Raw genomic sequence first — 20,769 nt, forward strand, 5'->3', positions numbered from 1 at the left:
CTGCCCGTATTGGTTTGAGCTCAATGCCGCCACAACGTCCACGGACGGGATCGCGGCGCATTGAATAACACTAAAAAAAGAGGGAGCGTCATGCGCCATTCCTTGGTTTTATCCGCATTGCTGGGCACCGGCCTGCTGGCCGCCACTTCCATCAGCCAGGCCGCCAATAACAGCCTGGTGTTCTGCTCCGAAGGCAGCCCCGCCGGTTTCGACACCGCGCAGTACACCACTGCGACCGATAACGACGCCGCCGAGCCGCTGTACAACCGTTTGGCAGAGTTTGAAAAAGGCGCCACCAATGTCGTGCCAGGCCTGGCAACCCGCTGGGATATTTCCGAGGACGGACTCAAATACACGTTTCATCTGCGTGAAGGGGTGAAGTTTCACACGACCAAATACTTCACGCCGACTCGCGATTTCAACGCCGACGACGTGCTGTTCACGTTTAATCGCATGCTCGATCCGCAGCACCCGTTCCGTAAGGCTTATCCGACCGAGTTCCCGTATTTCAACGGGATGAGCCTGAACAAGAATATTGCCAAGGTCGAAAAGACCGGGCCGCTGACCGTTGTGATGACGCTCAACAACGTCGACGCCGCGTTCATCCAGAACATCGCCATGAGCTTCGCCGCCATCCTTTCGGCCGAATACGCCGACCAGTTGCTGGCGGCCGGCAAGCCGAGCGAGATCAACCAGAAGCCGATCGGCACCGGGCCGTTCGTGTTCAAGAGCTACCAGAAAGACTCCAACATCCGTTACAGCGGCAACAAACAGTACTGGGACCCGAGCCGGGTCAAGCTCGACAACCTGATTTTTGCCATCAACACCGACGCCTCGGTGCGCGTGCAGAAGCTCAAGGCCAACGAATGCCAGATCACCCTGCACCCGCGCCCCGCCGACGTGACCGCACTGAAGAATGATCCGAAACTGCAGCTGATCGAGAAACCCGGCTTCAACCTCGGCTACATCGCCTACAACGTCCGGCACAAGCCTTTCGACCAGCTCGAAGTGCGCCAGGCGCTGGACATGGCGGTGAACAAGCAAGGCATTCTCAACGCCGTCTATCAAGGTGCCGGTCAACTGGCGGTCAATGCCATGCCACCGACCCAGTGGTCCTATGACGACACCATAAAGGACGCCTCCTACAACCCGGAAAAAGCCAAGGAACTGCTCAAGGCTGCCGGCGTGAAGGAAGGCACCGAAATCACTCTCTGGGCCATGCCGGTCCAGCGTCCGTACAACCCCAACGCCAAACTGATGGCCGAAATGCTCCAGGCGGACTGGGCGAAGATCGGCCTCAAGGTCAAGATCGTCAGCTATGAATGGGGCGAGTACATCAAGCGCACCAAGAACGGCGAGCACGACATCAGCCTGATCGGCTGGACCGGTGACAACGGTGACCCGGACAACTGGCTCGGCACGCTCTACAGCTGCGATGCCATCGGCGGCAACAACTACTCCATGTGGTGTGATCCGGCCTACGACAAGCTGATCAAGCAGGCCAAGGTCGTCACCGATCGCGACCAGCGCACCGTGCTCTACAAACAGGCGCAGCAGTACCTCAAGCAGCAGGTGCCGATCACGCCGGTCGCCCACTCGACGGTCAACCAGCCGTTGAGCGCCAAAGTCGAAGGGTTCAAGGTCAGCCCCTTCGGTCGCAACGTGTTCTCGGGCGTCAGTATCGACCAATAACCAATTAGCCAGAAACGCTGGGGGGCGGATTCCGCCCTCACGCAAGCGTATTGCCGTAATTCGTCAAATCGGCCTGCAGCAAACGTTTGCGAAGCCTGAATGAGTTCTAAACCAAATAGCCGGATCACCAAAAAAGACCGGCATTAAAAAAAGAAAGAAAGGAGCTTCACACATGAAACTGAGCAGCACCGCGTTATTGGCCTTGGCCATCAGCAGCGTGACCGCCACGGCTTACGCAGAGTCCCAGAGCCAGGCGTTCACCCCGGTTACCGTGAATGAGAAAAGTGCTCAGAGTGAAGCCACTGGCTTCGTCGAAGGGCAGTCGATCACCGGTAGCACGCGTAACTGGTATGCCAACGAGCAACTGAAACGTGGCGGCACGTTCAGCTACAAGAAAGACGGTGTATCAACCCCGACTGATCGTCGTATCAACTGGGTTCAGGGCACCATCCTCAAGTACAACTCCGGCTTCACTCAAGGCACCGTAGGTTTCAGCACCGAAGTGGCGGCCTACAACGCCATCGCTCTGGATCGTGATCGCAAGGATCTGGCGTCCAACAACGGCGGCGCACCGGGAACCCGTCCTGGCGCGGGCAACAACCGTACCCTGACCGAAGAAGGTGGTGACGCCGTCGGCCAGTGGAGCAAACTGGGCCTGGCCAACGTCAAGGCCCGTGTCTCCAACACTACCCTGACCGCTGGCCGCATGAACTTCAGCAGCCCGATGGTCGATGTCATCGGTAACCGTGCGCTGCCTTCGAGCTTCGAAGGTGTGGCCATCCACAGCGAAGAGCTGAACAATCTGGCTTTCGACCTGGCCACCTTCGATCGCAACTCTCCGCGTACCGAAGAAAGCCAGCGTAAATTCCGCACCGAATACGCCAACGGCATCGTTGAAACCGATCACATCTACACCGGCGGTATCACCTACACCCCATTCGCCAGCCTGACCACCAGCCTTTGGGCGACCCAGGCCGAAGACATCTGGAACCAGTACTACTTCGGCGCCAGTCATGTGCTGGGCGACAGCCAGGTCCTGAGCCTGACCACCGGCCTGAACTACTACAAAACCCAGGAAGAAGGTAAAGCCCTCATAGGCAAAATCGACAACGACACCTACTCCCTGTCGTTCGGCCTGACCCACCAGGCCCACAGCCTGACCTTCTCCTACCAGGAAGTGAACGGTAACGAGTACTTCGACTACCTGCACGAAACCAACGGCATCTACCTGGCCAACTCCCTGCTGTCGGACTTCAACGGCCCGAACGAGAAGTCCTTCCAGATTGCCTACGGTCTGAACATGGCCGAATACGGCGTGCCAGGTCTGAAGTTCAACATCTACCAGGCACGTGGCTGGGGCATCGACGGTACTCACTACACCGGCAATGAAGGCGTAGCAGGCAAGGGTTACGACGGTATCCAGGCCCAGGATGGCGAAACCCATTACGAATACGGTATCGGTGCGACCTACGCCCTGCAGAGCGGCCCGCTGAAGGCCACCACTGTTCGCGCAACCTACACCGCGCACCGTGCCAGCGAAAACCAGGCGGATGGCAGCATCAACGAGTTCCGTCTCGTGACCACCATCCCGTTCAACATTTTGTAAAACGCACGCCGGCGGCTGACTCATGACGAGTCGGCCGTTCGGTTTTTTCCTGTTCAACCGATTGCAGAGGGTTCTTGATGAAAATGCTTCCCCTACGAGCGGCCATCGCTGCCGCATTGCTGAGTGTCGCTGTTGGCGTCTCGGCCAAACCCTTGGTGGTCTGTACCGAAGCCAGCCCGGAAGGCTTCGATATGGCCCAGTACACGACTGCAGTCACAGCCGACGCAGTGGCCGAAACCATCTTCAATCGCCTGGCGGACTTCAAGCCCGGCACCACTGAAGTGATTCCGGCGCTGGCCGAATCCTGGGACATCAGTGAAGACGGCCTGACCTACACGTTCCACCTGCGCAAAGGCGTCAAGTTTCACACCACCGATTACTTCAAGCCGACCCGCGACATGAACGCCGACGACGTGGTCTGGAGCTTCCAGCGTCAGCTGGACCCGAATCACCCATGGCACAAGCTGTCGAGCGTGGGCTTCCCGTACTTTGAGAGCATGGGCTTCAAGGAACTGCTCAAAAGCGTAGAGAAAGTCGACGACAACACGGTCAAGTTCACCCTGACCCGCCGCGAAGCGCCGTTCCTGGCCGACATCGCCATGGCCTTCTCTTCGATCTACTCCGCCGAGTACGCCGATCAACTGCTCAAGGCCAACAAGACCGGCGACCTGAACAACAAACCGGTCGGTACCGGCCCGTTCATCTTCCAGCGTTACGCCAAGGACGCCCAGGTGCGCTTCAAGGCCAACCCGGACTACTTCCGTGGCAAGCCACCGGCTGATGCGCTAGTCCTGGCGATTGCCACCGACAACAACGTGCGCCTGCAAAAGCTCAAGGCCAACGAGTGCCAGATCGCGCTGTATCCAAAACCGGATGACATCCCGAGCATCAAGAAAGACACCAACCTGAAGGTTGATGAGCTGAACGCGATGACCGTCTCCTATGTCGCCATGAATACCTCCCGCAAGTACATGAGCGACGTGCGGGTGCGCAAAGCCATCGACATCGCGTTCGACAAAGAGGCCTATGTCAACGCGCTGTTCGGCAAAGGCAATGCGACGGTGGCGGTCAACCCGTACCCGGACACCCTGCTGGGCTACAACCATAAACTGACCAACCCGCCTCGCGACCTCGACAAGGCTCGTGCCCTGCTCAAGGAAGCCGGGGTACCGGAGGGCACCGTGTTCACCCTGTTCACCCGTAACGGCGGCGGCCCGACCAACCCTAATCCGATGCTCGGCGCACAAATGATGCAGGCAGATCTGGCCAAGGTCGGCATCAAGGTCGATATTCGTGTCATGGAATGGGGCGAGATGCTCAAGCGCGCGAAGAACGGCGAACACGATATGGTGTCCGCCGGTTGGGCAGGCGATAACGGCGACCCGGATAACTTCCTGACGCCTATGCTCAGTTGTGAGGCCGCCAAGAACGGCGAAAACTACGCTCGCTGGTGCAATGAAAAGTTCCAGGCGCTGATCGACGAAGCACGGGCCAAAGTGAACCCGGCTGAACGCACGGCGCTCTACGAACAGGCCCAGGACGTTTTCAATCAGGACCAGCCATGGATCAGCATGGCGCACACCCGCATGTTCACTGCAATGCGCACCAACGTAGAGGGTTATCACATTAGCCCCCTCACCACTAACAACTTCGCCACCACCCAGGTGAAGTAGATAAGAAACGCCCGGCATCGCTGACCCCAGCGATACCGGGCATGCCTAACCGGCTGATGAGGTACCACACAAGATGTTTAGTTTTATTGCCCGCCGATTGGGGTTACTGATCCCCACGTTCTTCGGCATCACCTTGTTGACTTTCGCGTTGATCCGCATGATTCCTGGCGACCCCGTGGAAGTGATGATGGGCGAACGTCGGGTCGACCCCGAAATGCATGCTCAGGCAATGGAACGCCTAGGTCTGAACAAACCGCTGTATGCCCAATACCTGGATTACATTGGCAAACTGGCCCACGGCGATCTCGGCGAATCCCTGCGTACCCGTGAAAGCGTCTGGACCGAGTTCAGCTCTCTATTCCCCGCGACCCTGGAACTGGCCTCGGCCGCCATGTTGTTCGCCGGCATCCTGGGCCTTCTGGCCGGGGTGATCGCGGCACTCAAGCGAGGGTCCCTGTTCGACCATGGGGTAATGGGTGTCTCCCTGGCGGGATACTCGATGCCGATCTTCTGGTGGGGCCTGATCCTGATCATGTTCTTCTCGGTGAGCCTGGGCTGGACCCCGGTATCCGGGCGGATCGACCTGCTCTACGACATCGAGCCACGCACCGGCTTCATGCTCATCGATACGTTGCTGGCCGATGACGTCGGAGCGTTCTTCGATGCCCTGCATCACCTGATCCTGCCAGCCATCGTGCTCGGCACCATCCCGCTGGCGGTGATTGCGCGGATGACCCGTTCGTCGATGCTCGAAGTGCTGCGTGAAGACTACATCCGCACCGCCCGCGCCAAAGGCCTGTCGCCATCGCGCGTGGTATTCGTGCACGGTCTGCGCAATGCGCTGATTCCAGTACTGACGGTGGTCGGCCTGCAAGTCGGCACGCTGCTGGCCGGCGCGGTCCTGACCGAAACCATCTTCTCCTGGCCCGGCATCGGCAAATGGCTGATCGAAGCCATTGGCGCACGGGACTATCCCGTGGTGCAGAACGGCATCCTGTTAATCGCCTGCCTGGTGATTCTGGTCAACTTCGTAGTGGACATCCTCTACGGCTTTGCCAACCCACGCATCCGTCATCAGCGCTGAGATCAATGACCATGACCACTCTCACTACACCGGTAGCAGTCGATCAAAGCCTGCTGTATCCGTCGCCCTACAAAGAATTCTGGCATGCGTTTTCCAGGAACAAAGGGGCCGTCGCCGGCCTGTTGTTCATGCTGCTGGTGATTTTCTGCGCGATCTTCGCCCCGTGGGTCGCACCGCATAACCCGAGCGAACAGTACCGCGACTTCCTGCTGACCCCGCCGTCCTGGCTGGAAAGCGGGCATATCCAGTTCCTGCTGGGTACCGATGAACTCGGTCGTGACCTGCTGTCGCGTTTGATTCACGGCTCGCGCCTGTCCCTGCTGATCGGCTTGTCATCGGTGGTGATGTCGCTGATTCCAGGCATCCTGATGGGACTGTTCGCCGGGTTCTTCCCGCGCGTGCTCGGCCCGACCATCATGCGTCTGATGGACATCATGCTGGCCCTGCCGTCCCTGCTGCTGGCGGTGGCAATTGTCGCCATCCTCGGCCCTGGCCTGATCAACACCATTATTGCCATCGCCGTGGTTTCGTTGCCGTCCTATGTTCGTCTGACCCGCGCCGCGGTGATGGGCGAATTGAACCGCGACTACGTGACCGCCGCGCGCCTGGCCGGTGCCGGTCTGCCTCGCCTGATGTTCGTCACCGTGCTGCCCAACTGCATGGCGCCGCTGATCGTTCAGGCCACCTTGAGTTTCTCCTCGGCGATTCTCGATGCCGCGGCACTGGGCTTCCTCGGCCTTGGCGTACAACCGCCAACCCCTGAGTGGGGCACCATGCTGGCTTCGGCTCGCGACTACATCGAACGCGCCTGGTGGGTGGTGAGCTTGCCTGGTTTGACCATTTTGCTCAGCGTGCTGGCAATCAACTTGATGGGCGACGGCCTGCGCGATGCGCTGGACCCGAAACTCAAGAACGCCGCCTGAGGAGATTCAAATGTCACTGTTAGAAATCAAGAATCTCAACGTTCGCTTCGGCGACGCCAACGCCGTTCCGGTGGTCGATGGTCTCGACATATCCGTGGAAAAGGGCGAAGTGCTGGCCATCGTTGGCGAGTCGGGTTCCGGCAAGTCCGTGACCATGATGGCGCTGATGGGCCTGATCGAGCGTCCGGGGATCGTCACCGCCGACGCCCTGAATTTCGACGGCAAGAACATGCTCGCGCTCAGCAACCGTCAGCGTCGACAGATCGTCGGCAAAGACCTGGCCATGGTCTTCCAGGACCCGATGACCGCGCTGAACCCGAGCTACACCGTGGGCTTCCAGATCGAAGAAGTGCTGCGCCTGCACCTGAAAATGTCCAGGAAGGACGCTCGCAAGCGCGCCATCGAACTGCTGGAAAAAGTGGAAATCCCCGGCGCCGCCAGCCGTATGGATGCCTACCCGCATCAACTCTCCGGCGGCATGAGCCAACGTGTTGCAATCGCCATGGCGATTGCCGGCGAACCAAAACTGCTGATCGCCGACGAACCGACCACGGCACTCGACGTAACGATTCAGGCGCAGATCATGGACCTGCTGCTGGCCCTGCAGAAAGAGCAGAACATGGGCCTGGTGCTGATTACCCACGACCTCGCGGTCGTGGCCGAAACCGCCCAGCGCGTGTGCGTGATGTACGCCGGCCAAGCGGTTGAAGTCGGTCAGGTGCCACAACTGTTCGACATTCCTGCGCACCCGTACAGCGAAGCGCTGCTCAAGGCCATTCCAGAACACAGCCTGGGTGCTGCGCGCCTGTCGACGCTACCGGGCATCGTTCCCGGTCGTTACGACCGTCCGCAAGGTTGCCTGCTGTCGCCGCGCTGCCCGTACGTGCAAGACAATTGCCGCACCCAGCGTCCAGCCCTTGACCAGAAAAGCAACAGCCTCGCCCGCTGCTTCTACCCGCTGAACCAGGAGGTGGCGTAATGGCCGTCGTACTTACCGCCCGCAACCTGACCCGTCACTACGAAGTGTCCCGTGGCCTGTTCAAGGGCCATGCGACCGTGCGCGCCCTCAACGGTGTGTCGTTCGAACTGGAAGCCGGCAAGACCCTCGCTGTCGTGGGTGAGTCCGGTTGCGGCAAATCCACCCTGGCCCGTGCCCTGACGTTGATCGAAGAGCCATCCTCCGGCTCGTTGAAAATCGCCGGGCAGGAAGTCGCCGGCGCCGACAAGGCTCAGCGCAAGCAACTGCGCAAAGATGTGCAGATGGTGTTCCAGAGCCCGTACGCGTCGTTGAATCCACGGCAGAAAATCGGTGATCAACTGGCAGAACCGCTGTTGATCAACACCAACCTTTCCGCCGCCGAACGTCGCGAGAAAGTCCAGGCGATGATGAAGCAGGTGGGCTTGCGTCCCGAGCACTACCAGCGCTATCCGCACATGTTCTCCGGCGGTCAGCGCCAGCGGATCGCCCTGGCCCGCGCGATGATGTTGCAGCCGAAAGTGCTGGTGGCGGACGAACCGACCTCGGCGCTGGACGTGTCGATTCAGGCGCAGGTACTCAACCTGTTCATGGATTTGCAGCAAGAGTTCAACACCGCCTACGTGTTCATCTCCCACAACCTGGCGGTGGTACGCCACGTTGCCGATCACGTGATGGTGATGTACCTCGGTCGTCCAGTGGAAATGGGGCCGAAAGAGGACATCTACACCCGTCCCCTGCACCCATACACCCAGGCGCTGTTGTCGGCGACGCCGACCATTCACCCGGATCCGGACAAGCCGAAAATCAAGATCGTCGGCGAACTGCCAAACCCGCTGAATCCACCGTCCGGCTGCGCCTTCCACAAGCGCTGCCCGTACGCGACCGAGCGCTGTGCCATCGAAGAGCCGGCCCTGCGTCTGCTCGACACACGCCAGGTGGCTTGCCACTACGCCGAGCAATTCCTCGACGGCGCGTCCTGAAAAAAACGCGCCCCGGTACCGGGGCGCGCTTTTTGCTGAGTTAACCAAACCCCTTCTGCCCCGACTGCGCATCAGTCAGGCAGACGGGGTTTTCTTTTGCCTGTCATTCAGGCTCAAGTGTCGTCTTCGTTGCTGTCCGGGTCGTCGGTCGAGTCATCATCGTTCGAGCTACCCGATTCCGATGCGGCGAGCATCAGCTCGCTGTGCACGCCTTGCCCGCTCCAGGCCTGTTCATCATGGTTCGTGCACTCCGCCCACGCCGCTGACGTGCCGAGGGATAGCATCACCAAAACCTTCAGCAGCAACACTATGCGTTGAATAATGCTCATAGCCGATTCCATCCTTTCTTGGGTGAAGCATGGGTGCCGGAATGGCGCAGAGAGAAATTTAGCGCGATTCTCCAGATAGGACGCTAACGAAGGTCGGGAAATGCCGTGAGAAGGGAGATTGGTTTCGAATAATGCCTATAACCAGATCAACTAAGTGATGCGGGCTCGCCGAGCACGGAAGGAAGAACCCTGTCGCACCCGGACAACCGAGTCGCTTCAGTGCGGTACACAGCCCAGACAATAAAAAGCCCCGAGACTCGCACATCGGGGCTTTGGGGTTTGCAACTCAGCGCTTAGTGATGCTCACGCGTCGCACGGAATTTCACGTCCGGCCAGCGTTCTTCCATCAGTGCCAGGTTGACCCGGGTCGGGGCCAGGTAGGTCAGGTGACCGCCGCCGTCGAGGGCGAGGTTTTCCACGGCCTTGTTGGTGAATTCCTCAAGCTTCTTCTTGTCGCCGGACTCGATCCAGCGCGCGGAATACACGGTGATCGGCTCGTAGGAGCACTCGACCTTGTATTCCTCTTTCAAACGGCTGGCGACCACATCGAACTGCAGCACACCGACGGCGCCGAGAATGATGTCGTTGCTGCGCTCGGGGAAGAACACCTGGGTGGCGCCTTCTTCGGCCAGTTGCTGCAAGCCTTGACGCAGTTGCTTGGATTTCAGTGGATCGCGCAGGCGTACGCGACGGAACAGTTCCGGGGCGAAGTGCGGGATGCCGGTGAAACCCAGGGTTTCGCCTTCGGTGAAGGTGTCGCCGATCTGGATGGTACCGTGGTTGTGCAGGCCGATGATGTCGCCGGCGAACGCTTCTTCCAGTTGCTCACGCTCGGAGGAGAAGAAGGTCAGCGCGTCGCCGATCCGCACGTCCTTGCCGGTGCGCACATGGCGCATCTTCATGCCCTTTTCGTATTTGCCGGAGCAAATGCGCATGAAGGCGATGCGGTCGCGGTGTTTGGGGTCCATGTTCGCCTGGATCTTGAACACGAAACCACTGAACTTCTCTTCCACCGGCTCGACGGTGCGCTCGTTGGCGACACGGGCCAGTGGTTGCGGTGCCCAGTCGACCACAGCGTCGAGCACGTGATCGACACCGAAGTTGCCCAGCGCGGTACCGAAGAACACCGGGGTCAGTTGGCCGTCGAGGAATTCCTGTTGATTGAATTCGTGGCAGGCGCCCTGCACCAGTTCCAGCTGCTCGATGAAACGCTCGTACTCGTCACCCAAGTGTGCGCGCGCTTCATCGGAATCGAGCTTCTCGATGATTTTGGTTTCGGTGCGCTCATGACCGTGGCCGGCGGTGTAGACGATGATGTAGTCGTCGGCGAGGTGATAAACACCCTTGAAGTCGCGGTAGCAACCGATCGGCCAGGTGATCGGCGCGGCCTTGATCTTCAGGACTGCTTCGATTTCGTCGAGCAGTTCGATCGGGTCGCGGATGTCACGGTCGAGTTTGTTGATGAAGCTGACGATCGGCGTGTCACGCAGACGGCAGACGTCCATCAGGGCGATGGTCCGTGGTTCTACACCCTTACCGCCGTCGAGGACCATCAATGCCGAGTCCACCGCAGTCAGGGTGCGGTAAGTATCTTCGGAGAAGTCTTCGTGGCCCGGGGTGTCGAGCAGGTTGATCATGTGGTCGCGATACGGGAACTGCATGACCGACGTGGTAATGGAAATACCCCGTTGTTTTTCCATTTCCATCCAGTCGGAGGTGGCATGGCGGTCGGACTTGCGAGATTTCACCGTGCCGGCAACCGCAATCGCCTTGCCCATCAGCAAGAGCTTCTCGGTGATGGTGGTCTTACCGGCATCGGGGTGGGAAATAATGGCGAAAGTGCGGCGTTTCGCGACTTCGGCGGCCTGTTTGGTCATGGGAAATCGCCTGGCGGTGATTCAAAAAAGGGCGGCGAGTATAGCTTAAAAAGTGATCTACGGACCACCACGCACAGGAGCTACCGATGGCCGTAATCAGCGCGGGCAGCTCCTTCTTGGTGGCTAAATGCTGCTGATTATGGAACCTTTTAAAAGCTGGAGACGTCCACTCCCCTGTTACGACCCATCGTCAGGGGCTGAAAAATCAGCAAGTTAGCCTGACGAGGCTGCGCTTATGGCTCTATCTCATGCGGTTTCATCAGCATGAAGAGCTGCTTCTCGCGAACGTTATTTTCCCGGCAGCCAGGAATGGCATGCCACACGGGACTGCGTTCGCCGACTGAAAAAAGGAGTCTGCCTGTGGCTATTCGCTATGGCAAAGGGCTGACAGGAGGTGCGGTTGTCGTCGCTCTTCTGGCCCTGCTGGTCCACTGGATTGGCATCAACACGATCGAACAGTACCGCGACGATTTGTTGTTTTACCTGCAAGCTCATCTGATTCTTGTCCTCGCTTCCATGCTGGCTGCCCTCGTTGTGGGCATCCCCGCCGGCATCGTTTTAAGCCGCCCGCCCCTGGTGGGACGCGCCGAACGCTTCATGCAGATCTTCAACATCGGCAACACCGTGCCGCCGCTCGCCGTACTGGCCATCGCCCTGGGCATCCTCGGCATCGGCAGCGGCCCGGCGATCTTCGCTCTGTTCCTGGCTTCGCTGTTGCCGATCGTGCGCAACACCTATGAAGGGCTGAAAAACGTTCAGGGTTCGCTCAAGGAAGCCGCCGTCGGCATCGGCATGACCCCGACTCAGGTGCTGTGCCGGGTCGAACTGCCGAACGCCGTGCCAATCATCATCGGTGGAGTGCGCGTGGCATTGGCGATCAACGTCGGGACCGCGCCGCTGGCGTTCCTGATTGGCGCCAACAGCCTGGGCAGCCTGATTTTCCCCGGCATCGCCCTGAACAATCAGCCGCAACTGCTGCTCGGCGCGGCCTGCACCGCCCTGCTGGCCTTGCTGCTCGACGGACTGGTGACACTCGCCAGCCGCCTCTGGCTCGAACGCGGCCTACGCCCGTCTTAAGCCTCGGCAAAGGAATTAACATGAAAAAAGTCTGCTTATTTTTAGGCTGCGTTCTGCTGTTCGCAGGAATCGCCCAAGCCGCTGAAAAACCCGTGATCCGCATTGGCGCCCGGGTGTTCACCGAACAAACCCTGCTGGCGGAAATCACCTCCCAATACCTGCGCACCAAGGGTTACGACACCCAGGTGACCGGCGGCCTGGGCAGCAATCTGGCCCGCAGTGCTCACGAAAGCGGCCAACTGGACATGCTCTGGGAATACACCGGCGTCTCGCTGGTGGCTTACAACCATGTCACTGAAAAACTCGACAGCGCGCAGTCCTACGCCCGGGTGAAAGAACTCGACGAGAAAAAAGGCCTGGTCTGGCTGACTCCGTCGAAATTCAGCAACACCTACGCCCTGGCCCTGCCGGAAAAAACCGCGAAGGCTTACCCGCAGATCAACACCATCAGCCAGTTGAACGAGGTGTTGCAAGCCGAGGCGAAGACTAATCACCTCGTCGCTTTGGACACCGAATTCGCCAACCGTTCCGACGGCCTGGGCGGCATGGTTGATCTCTACGGCATGAACCTGACCCGCAACAACATTCGCCAGATGGATGCCGGGCTGGTCTACACCGCCTTGCGCAACGGCCAGGTGTTCGCCGGTCTTGTCTACACCACCGACGGTCGCTTGAACGCCTTCAAACTCAAGTTGCTCGACGACGACAAGCATTACTTCCCCGATTACACCGCCGCGCCGGTGGTGCGCCAGGCCTACCTCGATGCCCACCCGAAACTCGCCGAAGAGCTCAAGCCACTGGCCGAACTGTTCGACGACACCACCATGCGCCAGCTCAACGCACGGGTCGATGTCGATCACGAAAGCCCTTCATCCGTTGCCGCCGATTTCCTGCGCCAGCATCCACTGCTGTCTGTTCAATAAGGCAGAGGAGAAAAAGACATGGAATTTCTCAACGCCTTTTCCCATCTCGATTGGCCGCTAGTGCTGCACCTGACCTGGCAGCACATCACCCTGGTTGGCATCGCGGTAACGCTGGCGATTCTGGTCGGCGTGCCGCTGGGCATCCTGATGACCCGCTTCCCGACATTGGCCGGCCCGTTGCAAGCCAGCGCCACGGTTTTGCTGACCGTGCCGTCGATTGCGCTATTCGGCCTGCTGTTGCCGTTCTATTCCAGGTTCGGCCAGGGCCTGGGCCCGATGCCGGCAATCACCGCCGTGTTTCTCTATTCGCTGCTGCCGATCATGCGTAACACCTACCTGGCGCTGACCGGCGTGGAACCCGGCATTCGCGAAGCCGCCCGGGGTATCGGCATGACCTTCGGTCAGCGCCTGCGCATGGTCGAACTGCCGATTGCCGTGCCGGTGATCCTCGCCGGTGTCCGCACCGCCGTAGTGATGAACATCGGCGTGATGACCATCGCCGCCACCATCGGCGCCGGTGGCCTCGGTGTACTCATCCTCGCTTCCATCAGCCGCAGCGACATGTCGATGCTGATCGTCGGCGCGGTGCTGGTCAGTCTCCTGGCCATCTTCGCCGACCTGCTTCTGCAATGGCTGCAACGCACGCTGACTCCAAAAGGACTGCTCAAATGATCGAACTTCAAAACCTCAGCAAGACCTTCCAAAGCAACGGCAAAGATGTGAAAGCCGTGGACTCGGTGAGTCTGACCGTCAATGAAGGCGAGATCTGCGTGTTCCTCGGGCCATCGGGCTGCGGCAAGAGCACCACGCTGAAAATGATCAACCGGTTGATCAAACCGACTTCGGGCAAGATCCTGATCAACGGCGAAGACACCACCGACCTCGACGAAGTGACCCTGCGCCGCAACATCGGTTATGTGATCCAGCAGATCGGTCTGTTCCCGAACATGACCATCGAGGAAAACATCACCATCGTTCCGCGCCTGCTCGGCTGGGACAAACAGAAATGCCACGACCGCGCCCGCGAGTTGATGAGCATGATCAAGCTTGAACCCAAGCAATACCTGACTCGCTACCCCCGTGAATTGTCCGGCGGCCAACAACAGCGGATCGGTGTGATTCGAGCACTGGCGGCGGATGCGCCGCTGTTGTTGATGGACGAACCGTTCGGCGCGGTCGACCCGATCAACCGCGAAATGATCCAGAACGAGTTCTTCGAGATGCAACGGGCGCTGAACAAGACCGTGATCATGGTCAGCCATGACATCGACGAAGCCATCAAGCTCGGTGACAAAATCGCGATTTTCCGCGCCGGCAAGCTGTTGCAGATCGACCACCCGGACACCTTGCTCGCGCATCCGGCGGACGATTTTGTCAGCAACTTCGTCGGCCAGGACAGCACGCTCAAACGCTTGCTGCTGGTGAAGGCTGAAGATGCGGCGGACAACGCGCCGTCGGTGAGCCCGGAAACCCCGGTGGCCGAAGCCCTGGAATTGATGGACGAACTGGACCGGCGCTACGTGGTGGTGACCTGCGCCGAGAACAAGGCCTTGGGCTACGTGCGCCGTCGCGACCTGCATCGCCAGACAGGCACCTGCGCGCAATACCTGCGCGAGTTCAACGCCACCGCGGCGTACGACGAGCATTTGCGCATCCTGCTGTCGCGCATGTACGAGTTCAACCGCTCGTGGCTGCCGGTGATGGACGCCGAGCGGGTGTTTCTCGGTGAGGTGACTCAGGAATCGATTGCCGAATACCTGAGCTCCGGTAAGTCCCGTGGGGGCAAGACCAGCATTGTTTCGCCAGCGGAAACTGCGTTGACCTGACTTGTATGAGGCTCTAGTGCTTTTGTGGCGAGGGAGCTTGCTCCCGTCCGGCCGCGAAGCAGTCGTGAAGTCAGCCGATGCGATCCTTCTGAAGAACCGCATTGCCTGATTTTGGGGGCGCTACGCGCCCCAGCGGGAGCAAGCTCCCTCGCCACAAAAGCCAACCAAGCTCCCTTCTAAAATCCTTGTCTTGGGAACATCACACTGTCACGCAGGTCGGTTACATCAGTAGCTGTCAGGGACCGCACGACGGAAGCGTGCAAAAACGCGACATTTTTTGTTGATCTCAAGCCCCTCACGCCCTAAAGTTCGCGCCGAACGTCCATGCTGGAAACGATCCATCCGGCTCAAGTACTGACGACGAGACAGCAAGGCCAAGGGAAGCACCGCCTCCCATGGCCTTTTTGCTTTCGGCGACATGCCTTGGGAAGTAGGCGAACCAAAGTGGGGATACGGAGGGCGTTCATTTGCACCCATTGATAATTTCAGTTTGCCAGTAGGAGTTCCCAGCATGTCGATCAACGTCGAAGACTATTTCGCGCGCGAAACCTTCCAGAAAATGAAGGCCTTCGCCGACAAACAAGAAACCCCGTTCGTGGTGATCGACACCGCGATGATCGCCCAGGCCTATGACGACCTGCGTGCCGGTTTCGAATTCGCCAAGGTCTACTACGCGGTCAAGGCCAACCCGGCCGTGGAAATCATCGACCTGCTCAAAGAGAAAGGCTCGAGCTTCGACATCGCCTCGATCTATGAGCTGGACAAAGTGCTGAGCCGTGGCGTCAGCGCCGACCAGATCAGCTACGGCAACACCATCAAGAAATCCAAAGACATTCGCTACTTCTACGACAAGGGCGTGCGCCTGTACGCCACCGACTCCGAAGCCGACCTGCGCAACATCGCCAAGGCCGCTCCGGGCTCGAAAGTCTACGTGCGTATCCTGACTGAAGGCTCGACCACTGCCGACTGGCCTTTGTCGCGCAAATTCGGCTGCCAGACCGACATGGCCATGGACCTGCTGATCCTGGCTCGTGACCTGGGCCTGGTGCCATACGGCATCTCGTTCCACGTCGGTTCGCAGCAGCGCGACATCAGCGTCTGGGACGCGGCAATCGCCAAGGTCAAAGTGATCTTCGAACGCCTGAAAGAAGAAGACGGCATCCACCTGAAGCTGATCAACATGGGTGGCGGCTTCCCGGCCAACTACATCACCCGCACCAACAGCCTGGAAACCTACGCTGAAGAAATCATCCGCTTCCTGAAGGAAGACTTCGGCGACGACCTGCCGGAAATCATCCTGGAGCCGGGCCGTTCGCTGATCGCCAACGCCGGCATTCTGGTCAGCGAAGTGGTGCTGGTGGCGCGTAAATCCCGTACCGCTGTAGAGCGTTGGGTGTACACGGATGTGGGCAAGTTCTCCGGCCTGATCGAAACCATGGACGAAGCCATCAAGTTCCCGATCTGGACCGAGAAGAAAGGCGAGATGGAAGAAGTGGTCATCGCCGGCCCGACCTGCGACAGCGCCGACATCATGTACGAAAACTACAAGTACGGTTTGCCGCTGAACCTGGCGATCGGTGATCGTTTGTACTGGCTGTCGACCGGTGCGTACACCACCAGCTACAGCGCTGTCGAGTTCAATGGCTTCCCGCCGCTGAAGTCGTTCTACGTGTAAGCACTGCACGCAGAAATCAAAAAGCCCATGACGTGTCATGGGCTTTTTTGTGCCTGTGCTGATCGCTCCCACACGGGGCGCGGGAACGATCTATCCTGGCGTCAGCTCCCGAGCACGCTGTTGATACTCGGTAGCCAGCCCATGAATTCTTGGATCGGTCGACGTCAATAGCGCCTTGCTCGCCACCCGCAAGAAATTCAAATTCCCGCCATCCAAGGCCTTGCGTAACCAGCCCAACGCCTCGTCGACCTTGCCTTCATCCGCCAACACCGCCGCATAACTGAACTGACCGCGAAAATCCCCTCCTTCAGCCGAGCGTCGATACCAGTCACGGGCAGCATGCGGATCTGCCGGGCAATCGCGCCCCTCTTCCAGATATCGCCCCAGCAGGTTCATCGACTTTGCGTGGCCCAATTCAGCGGCATGCCGATAGAGATTCAGCGCTTGCGCCTGATCCTCGACCACCCCGCGCCCGGTAGCCAGCAGATTGGCGTAGTTGTACATCGCCCAATCCAGTCCTGCCTCGGCGGCGAGGCGATAATGCCCCGCGGCGCTCGTGGCGTTGGCGGTGCACCCCCAGCCATGTTCATGGCAACGACCAAGCATGTTGCGCGCCATCAAGTGCCCGCGCTGAGCCGCAATCTCGAACCAGCGCAGCGCCAGCGGCTGATCCCGCTCGATACCCCGCCCGTCCAGCAAAATCTGTCCCAGCAAGGCCTGGGCATCCAGCACACCTTCACGGGCGGCGATCAGAATCGCCTGGGCTGCGCGCGCCGGGCTTTCCTCCAGCATGGCCTTGAGGCGATCACCGTCGAGGACTTCCTCGCGGCGCAATTGATAACTCATACCTCGACCCAGCGACGCAACAGGTTGTGGTAAGTACCGGTCAGGCGGATCAATGAAGGATGGTCGGGCATGTCCTGGGTCAGTTGCTGAATCGCCCCGTCCATCTCGAACAGCAAAGCGCGCTGGTTGTCTTCACGCACCAGGCTTTGCGTCCAGAAAAACGATGCGTAGCGGGTTCCACGCGTGACGGCGTTGACCTTGTGCAGGCTGGTGCCGGGATACAGGACCATATCGCCGGCCGGCAATTTCACGCGCTGAGTGCCGAAGGTGTCCTGGATTTCCAGTTCGCCGCCGTCGTAATCCTCCGGGTCACTGAAGAACAGCGTCGCCGACAGGTCGGTGCGCACCCGCTCGATGCTGCCCTTGGGCTGACGCACGGCATTGTCGATATGGAAGTCGAAACTGCCACCGGCCGTGTAACAGTTCAACAACGGAGGGAAGACCTTGTGCGGTAATGCCGCTGACATGAACTGCGGATTTTTCCACAACCGCTCGAGCATCGCCGCACCGATTTCCTTGGTCAACGGATGTCCTTCAGGCAATTGCAGATTGTGCTTGGCCTTCGCCGACTGATAACCGGCGGTAATTTTGCCATCGGCCCAATCCGCCTGCGCCAGGGCCTCGCGAATGCGCTGCACTTCTTCTTTCGCGAACACGCCGGGAATGTGCAACAACATGGAAAGACACCTGAAAGCAAAGGGACGTTAATGGTATTGATTCTTATTACTTATGTAAAACCCAAGAGACGAATGAAACCGCAAAAACCGTAAAGGCAAATTGTAAAGAATGTAAATTCGTTGCTAATAGCAACGTTTCGCAATTGATACAGATACGTATTTACTCTACATTCCGCGACCTCAAATCCTTGGGGAGGGGAATTCACATGTCACGCCAACAACCACAATCAACGGTCAGTTCACCGCGTTTGCTCGCGTCTGCAATTGGCGTGGCGATCACCGCCGGCTCTGCGGGCCACATGGTTTTCGCGGCCGAGAAGACCGACGAAAAAGCACCCGGCAATGCGATATCCCTGGACGCGACCAGCGTTGTAGGCGAGCAGGATGACACCTCCTACAAGACCGATACCTCGGCCTCCAAGAAGTACACCGCGCCACTGCGCGAGACGCCGAAAAGCGTCACCGTGATCCCGCAACAAGTGATTCGCGACACCGGCGCCACCAGCCTGGTCGACGCCCTGCGCACCACCCCGGGTATCACCTTTGGTGCCGGCGAGGGCGGCAACCCGGCCGGTGATCGTCCGATCATTCGCGGCTTCAACGCCGAAAGCGATGTGTTCATCGACGGCATGCGCGACGTGGCGTCCCAGAGCCGCGAGATCTTCAACGTTGAATCGATCGAAGTCAGCAAGGGCCCGGGATCAGCCTTCACCGGCGCCGGATCCACCGGTGGCAGCCTGAACCTGGTGAGCAAGACCGCCAAGCTGGGCAATGCCTACAACGGCGGCTTCACCTGGGGTTCGGACCAGACCAAGCGCACCACCCTCGACCTGAACCAGCAAATGACCGACACCTCGGCGTTCCGGTTGAACCTGATGAAGCACGAAGCCAACGTCGCCGGGCGTGATGCCGTGGACGTCAGTCGCTGGGGCGTGGCACCGTCCTTCGCCTTCGGCCTGGGCACCGACACCCGCTTGACCGTCGGCTACTACCACGTCGAAACCGACGACATGCCCGACTACGGCATCCCGTTGACCCTGAGCCCCAACCGCAGCAAGTACAACGTCGACAAGCCGGCCAACGTCAACCGCGACAACTTCTACGGCCTCACCGGCCGCGACTATCGCCAGACCAGCAACGACAGCGGCACGATCAAGCTCGAGCACGATCTGAACGATAGCCTGACCGTGTCGAACAGCTTTCGCATGTCCCGTTCAACCCTGGACTACATCGTCACCAACCCTGACGACAGCAAGGGCAACGTGGCCAACGGCAGTGTCTACCGTGGCGCGAAGAGCCGTAACTCGACGTCCAGCGGCTGGATCAACCAGACCGACCTGAGTGCCAAATTCAACACCGGCGCCATCGAGCACAGCCTGGTGACCGGTCTGGAGTTTTCCTATCAGGACACCCACAACCGCCCGTACCTCCTGACCTCCAGCGCCAACGGCACCCGGTGCAACCGTGCCCTGTTCAACTCCGGCGACTGCACCAGCCTGTACAACCCGACGCCTGGGGATAACTGGAACGGCACGATCACCGACAGCAACGCCTTCACCGACACCGACACCAAGACCGCCGCGGCCTACGTGTTCGACACCCTGAAGTTCAACGAGCAATGGTCCCTGAACCTGGGCCTGCGTTATGACAACTACCAAGTCGAATCCAGCGGTTTCGCCAACGCCAGCAGCACGGCTCCAGCGGGCAGTTTCTCCCGTCAGAACACCAGCGACCTGGTGAACTACCAGATCGGCGTGGTCTACAACCCACTGCCAAACGGCAGCCTCTATGCCGCCTACTCGACGTCCAGCAACCCGGCCGGCGAAACCAGCGGCAACGGTGGCCTGGAACTGGCGGCGAACAACAGCAGTCTGGACCCGGAAAAGAACCGCAACTACGAGATTGGCACCAAGTGGGACTTCTTCGGTGACGACCTGTCGCTGACCGCCGCACTGTTCCGCACCGAGAAAACCAACGCGCGTATCAACGATCCGGACGGCGGCACCACCCAAGTGCTGGACGGCGAACAGCAGGTCAATGGCCTGGAACTGACCTACACCGGCAAGCTGACCCGTAACTGGCGAGTCTTCGGCGGCTACACCTACATGGACAGCGAAGTGGTCAAAACCACCCTCGCCGCCGATGAAGGCAACCACATGCCAAGCACCCCACGAAACAACTTCACGTTCTGGTCGACCTACGACCTGGTGCCGGACAAGTTGACCGTCGGTGCCGGTGCGACCTTCGTCGATTCCCAGTTCGGCAACGTCGCCAACTCGGTGGAGATTCCGTCCTATTGGCGTTACGACGCGATGGCCAGCTACCGCCTGACCAAGAACGTCGACCTGCAACTCAACGTACAAAACCTGGCCGACAAGCGTTACTTCGACCAGGTATTCCAGACGCACTACGCCCACGTGGCGCCGGGCCGCACTGCTCTGCTGAGTGCCAACTTCCACTTCTGATAACAGAAGCGTGAAGACCAAAGCGCTCAGGCAAAAGCCCCGTTCATCAAAGTGAACGGGGCTTTTGCGTGTAAAAAAGAATGCTTCTCGACAACTCACGGCATAATGCGCGCCGTGATGATGACTTTTGAACGAAC

General features: G+C 59.4%; 17 protein-coding genes. 13 read left to right on the forward strand and 4 right to left on the reverse strand.

Annotated elements, in window-relative coordinates; translation table 11 throughout:
- The first annotated feature begins 90 nt into the window (after positions 1-90).
- From AC07V0_RS23090 to AC07V0_RS23120, 7 genes are all read left to right on the forward strand, one after another.
- Entirely contained in the window at positions 91-1,692 is a 1,602-nt protein-coding gene (locus AC07V0_RS23090; RefSeq protein WP_018929519.1) for an ABC transporter substrate-binding protein, read from the forward strand.
- Positions 1,693-1,864: 172 nt separating this feature from the next.
- Positions 1,865-3,298 carry an OprD family porin gene (locus AC07V0_RS23095; protein WP_018929518.1) on the forward strand — a complete coding sequence of 478 codons (1,434 nt, stop codon included), beginning with the start codon at positions 1,865-1,867 and terminating at the stop codon, positions 3,296-3,298.
- Positions 3,299-3,375: 77 nt separating this feature from the next.
- Entirely contained in the window at positions 3,376-4,971 is a 1,596-nt protein-coding gene (locus AC07V0_RS23100) for an ABC transporter substrate-binding protein (RefSeq protein ID WP_018929517.1), read from the forward strand.
- A gap of 73 nt (positions 4,972-5,044) precedes the next feature.
- Positions 5,045-6,055 (forward strand): ABC transporter permease subunit, encoded by a 1,011-nt coding sequence (locus AC07V0_RS23105; RefSeq protein WP_018929516.1) that lies wholly within the window; start codon positions 5,045-5,047, stop codon positions 6,053-6,055.
- Positions 6,056-6,066: 11 nt separating this feature from the next.
- On the forward strand, positions 6,067-6,978 hold the full coding sequence (locus AC07V0_RS23110; protein WP_028939886.1) for an ABC transporter permease subunit: 912 nt from the start codon (positions 6,067-6,069) through the stop codon (positions 6,976-6,978).
- A gap of 10 nt (positions 6,979-6,988) precedes the next feature.
- A complete protein-coding gene (locus AC07V0_RS23115) occupies positions 6,989-7,957 on the forward strand; it encodes an ABC transporter ATP-binding protein (RefSeq protein ID WP_064616156.1) in 969 nt (322 codons plus the stop codon).
- Positions 7,957-8,937, forward strand: a complete 981-nt coding sequence (locus tag AC07V0_RS23120; RefSeq protein WP_495019947.1) for a peptide ABC transporter ATP-binding protein — start codon at positions 7,957-7,959, stop codon at positions 8,935-8,937. The genes AC07V0_RS23115 and AC07V0_RS23120 overlap by 1 nt, the downstream gene beginning before the upstream one ends.
- Positions 8,938-9,050: 113 nt before the next feature.
- Here AC07V0_RS23120 and AC07V0_RS23125 read toward each other — a convergent pair whose 3' ends face one another.
- Together AC07V0_RS23125 and AC07V0_RS23130 are read right to left on the reverse strand one after the other, a co-directional pair.
- Positions 9,051-9,266 (reverse strand): hypothetical protein, encoded by a 216-nt coding sequence (locus tag AC07V0_RS23125; RefSeq protein ID WP_018929513.1) that lies wholly within the window; start codon positions 9,264-9,266, stop codon positions 9,051-9,053.
- 293 nt (positions 9,267-9,559) lie between these two features.
- Positions 9,560-11,143 (reverse strand): peptide chain release factor 3, encoded by a 1,584-nt coding sequence (locus AC07V0_RS23130; protein WP_064616153.1) that lies wholly within the window; start codon positions 11,141-11,143, stop codon positions 9,560-9,562.
- Between the two features lie 360 nt (positions 11,144-11,503).
- On the opposite strand from AC07V0_RS23130, the gene AC07V0_RS23135 reads away from it, so the two are divergent.
- The 5 genes from AC07V0_RS23135 to AC07V0_RS23155 all read left to right on the forward strand — a co-directional run bounded on the left by AC07V0_RS23135 (position 11,504) and on the right by AC07V0_RS23155 (position 16,644).
- A complete protein-coding gene (locus tag AC07V0_RS23135; RefSeq protein WP_086946000.1) occupies positions 11,504-12,220 on the forward strand; it encodes an ABC transporter permease in 717 nt (238 codons plus the stop codon).
- A 20-nt stretch (positions 12,221-12,240) separates the two neighbouring features.
- Positions 12,241-13,143, forward strand: coding sequence for a glycine betaine ABC transporter substrate-binding protein (locus tag AC07V0_RS23140; RefSeq protein ID WP_495019948.1), 903 nt, complete (start codon positions 12,241-12,243; stop codon positions 13,141-13,143).
- Positions 13,144-13,161: 18 nt separating this feature from the next.
- On the forward strand, positions 13,162-13,815 hold the full coding sequence (locus tag AC07V0_RS23145) for an ABC transporter permease (protein WP_018929509.1): 654 nt from the start codon (positions 13,162-13,164) through the stop codon (positions 13,813-13,815).
- Positions 13,812-14,969, forward strand: a complete 1,158-nt coding sequence (locus tag AC07V0_RS23150; protein WP_495019949.1) for an osmoprotectant ABC transporter ATP-binding protein OsmV — start codon at positions 13,812-13,814, stop codon at positions 14,967-14,969. The genes AC07V0_RS23145 and AC07V0_RS23150 overlap by 4 nt, the downstream gene beginning before the upstream one ends.
- Before the next feature lie 511 nt (positions 14,970-15,480).
- Positions 15,481-16,644 (forward strand): type III PLP-dependent enzyme, encoded by a 1,164-nt coding sequence (locus tag AC07V0_RS23155; RefSeq protein ID WP_018929507.1) that lies wholly within the window; start codon positions 15,481-15,483, stop codon positions 16,642-16,644.
- Positions 16,645-16,734: 90 nt separating this feature from the next.
- Here the strand turns inward: AC07V0_RS23155 and AC07V0_RS23160 are convergent, their stop codons facing one another.
- Positions 16,735-17,490, reverse strand: coding sequence for a tetratricopeptide repeat protein (locus tag AC07V0_RS23160; protein WP_495019950.1), 756 nt, complete (start codon positions 17,488-17,490; stop codon positions 16,735-16,737).
- Positions 17,487-18,167 (reverse strand): Fe2+-dependent dioxygenase, encoded by a 681-nt coding sequence (locus AC07V0_RS23165; RefSeq protein WP_018929505.1) that lies wholly within the window; start codon positions 18,165-18,167, stop codon positions 17,487-17,489. The genes AC07V0_RS23160 and AC07V0_RS23165 overlap by 4 nt, the downstream gene beginning before the upstream one ends.
- 206 nt (positions 18,168-18,373) lie before the next feature.
- On the opposite strand from AC07V0_RS23165, the gene AC07V0_RS23170 reads away from it, so the two are divergent.
- Positions 18,374-20,632, forward strand: a complete 2,259-nt coding sequence (locus AC07V0_RS23170) for a TonB-dependent receptor (protein ID WP_495019951.1) — start codon at positions 18,374-18,376, stop codon at positions 20,630-20,632.
- The last annotated feature ends 137 nt before the right edge of the window (positions 20,633-20,769 follow it).

The sequence above is a fragment of the Pseudomonas sp. GW821-FHT01E10 genome, from assembly GCF_059422365.1.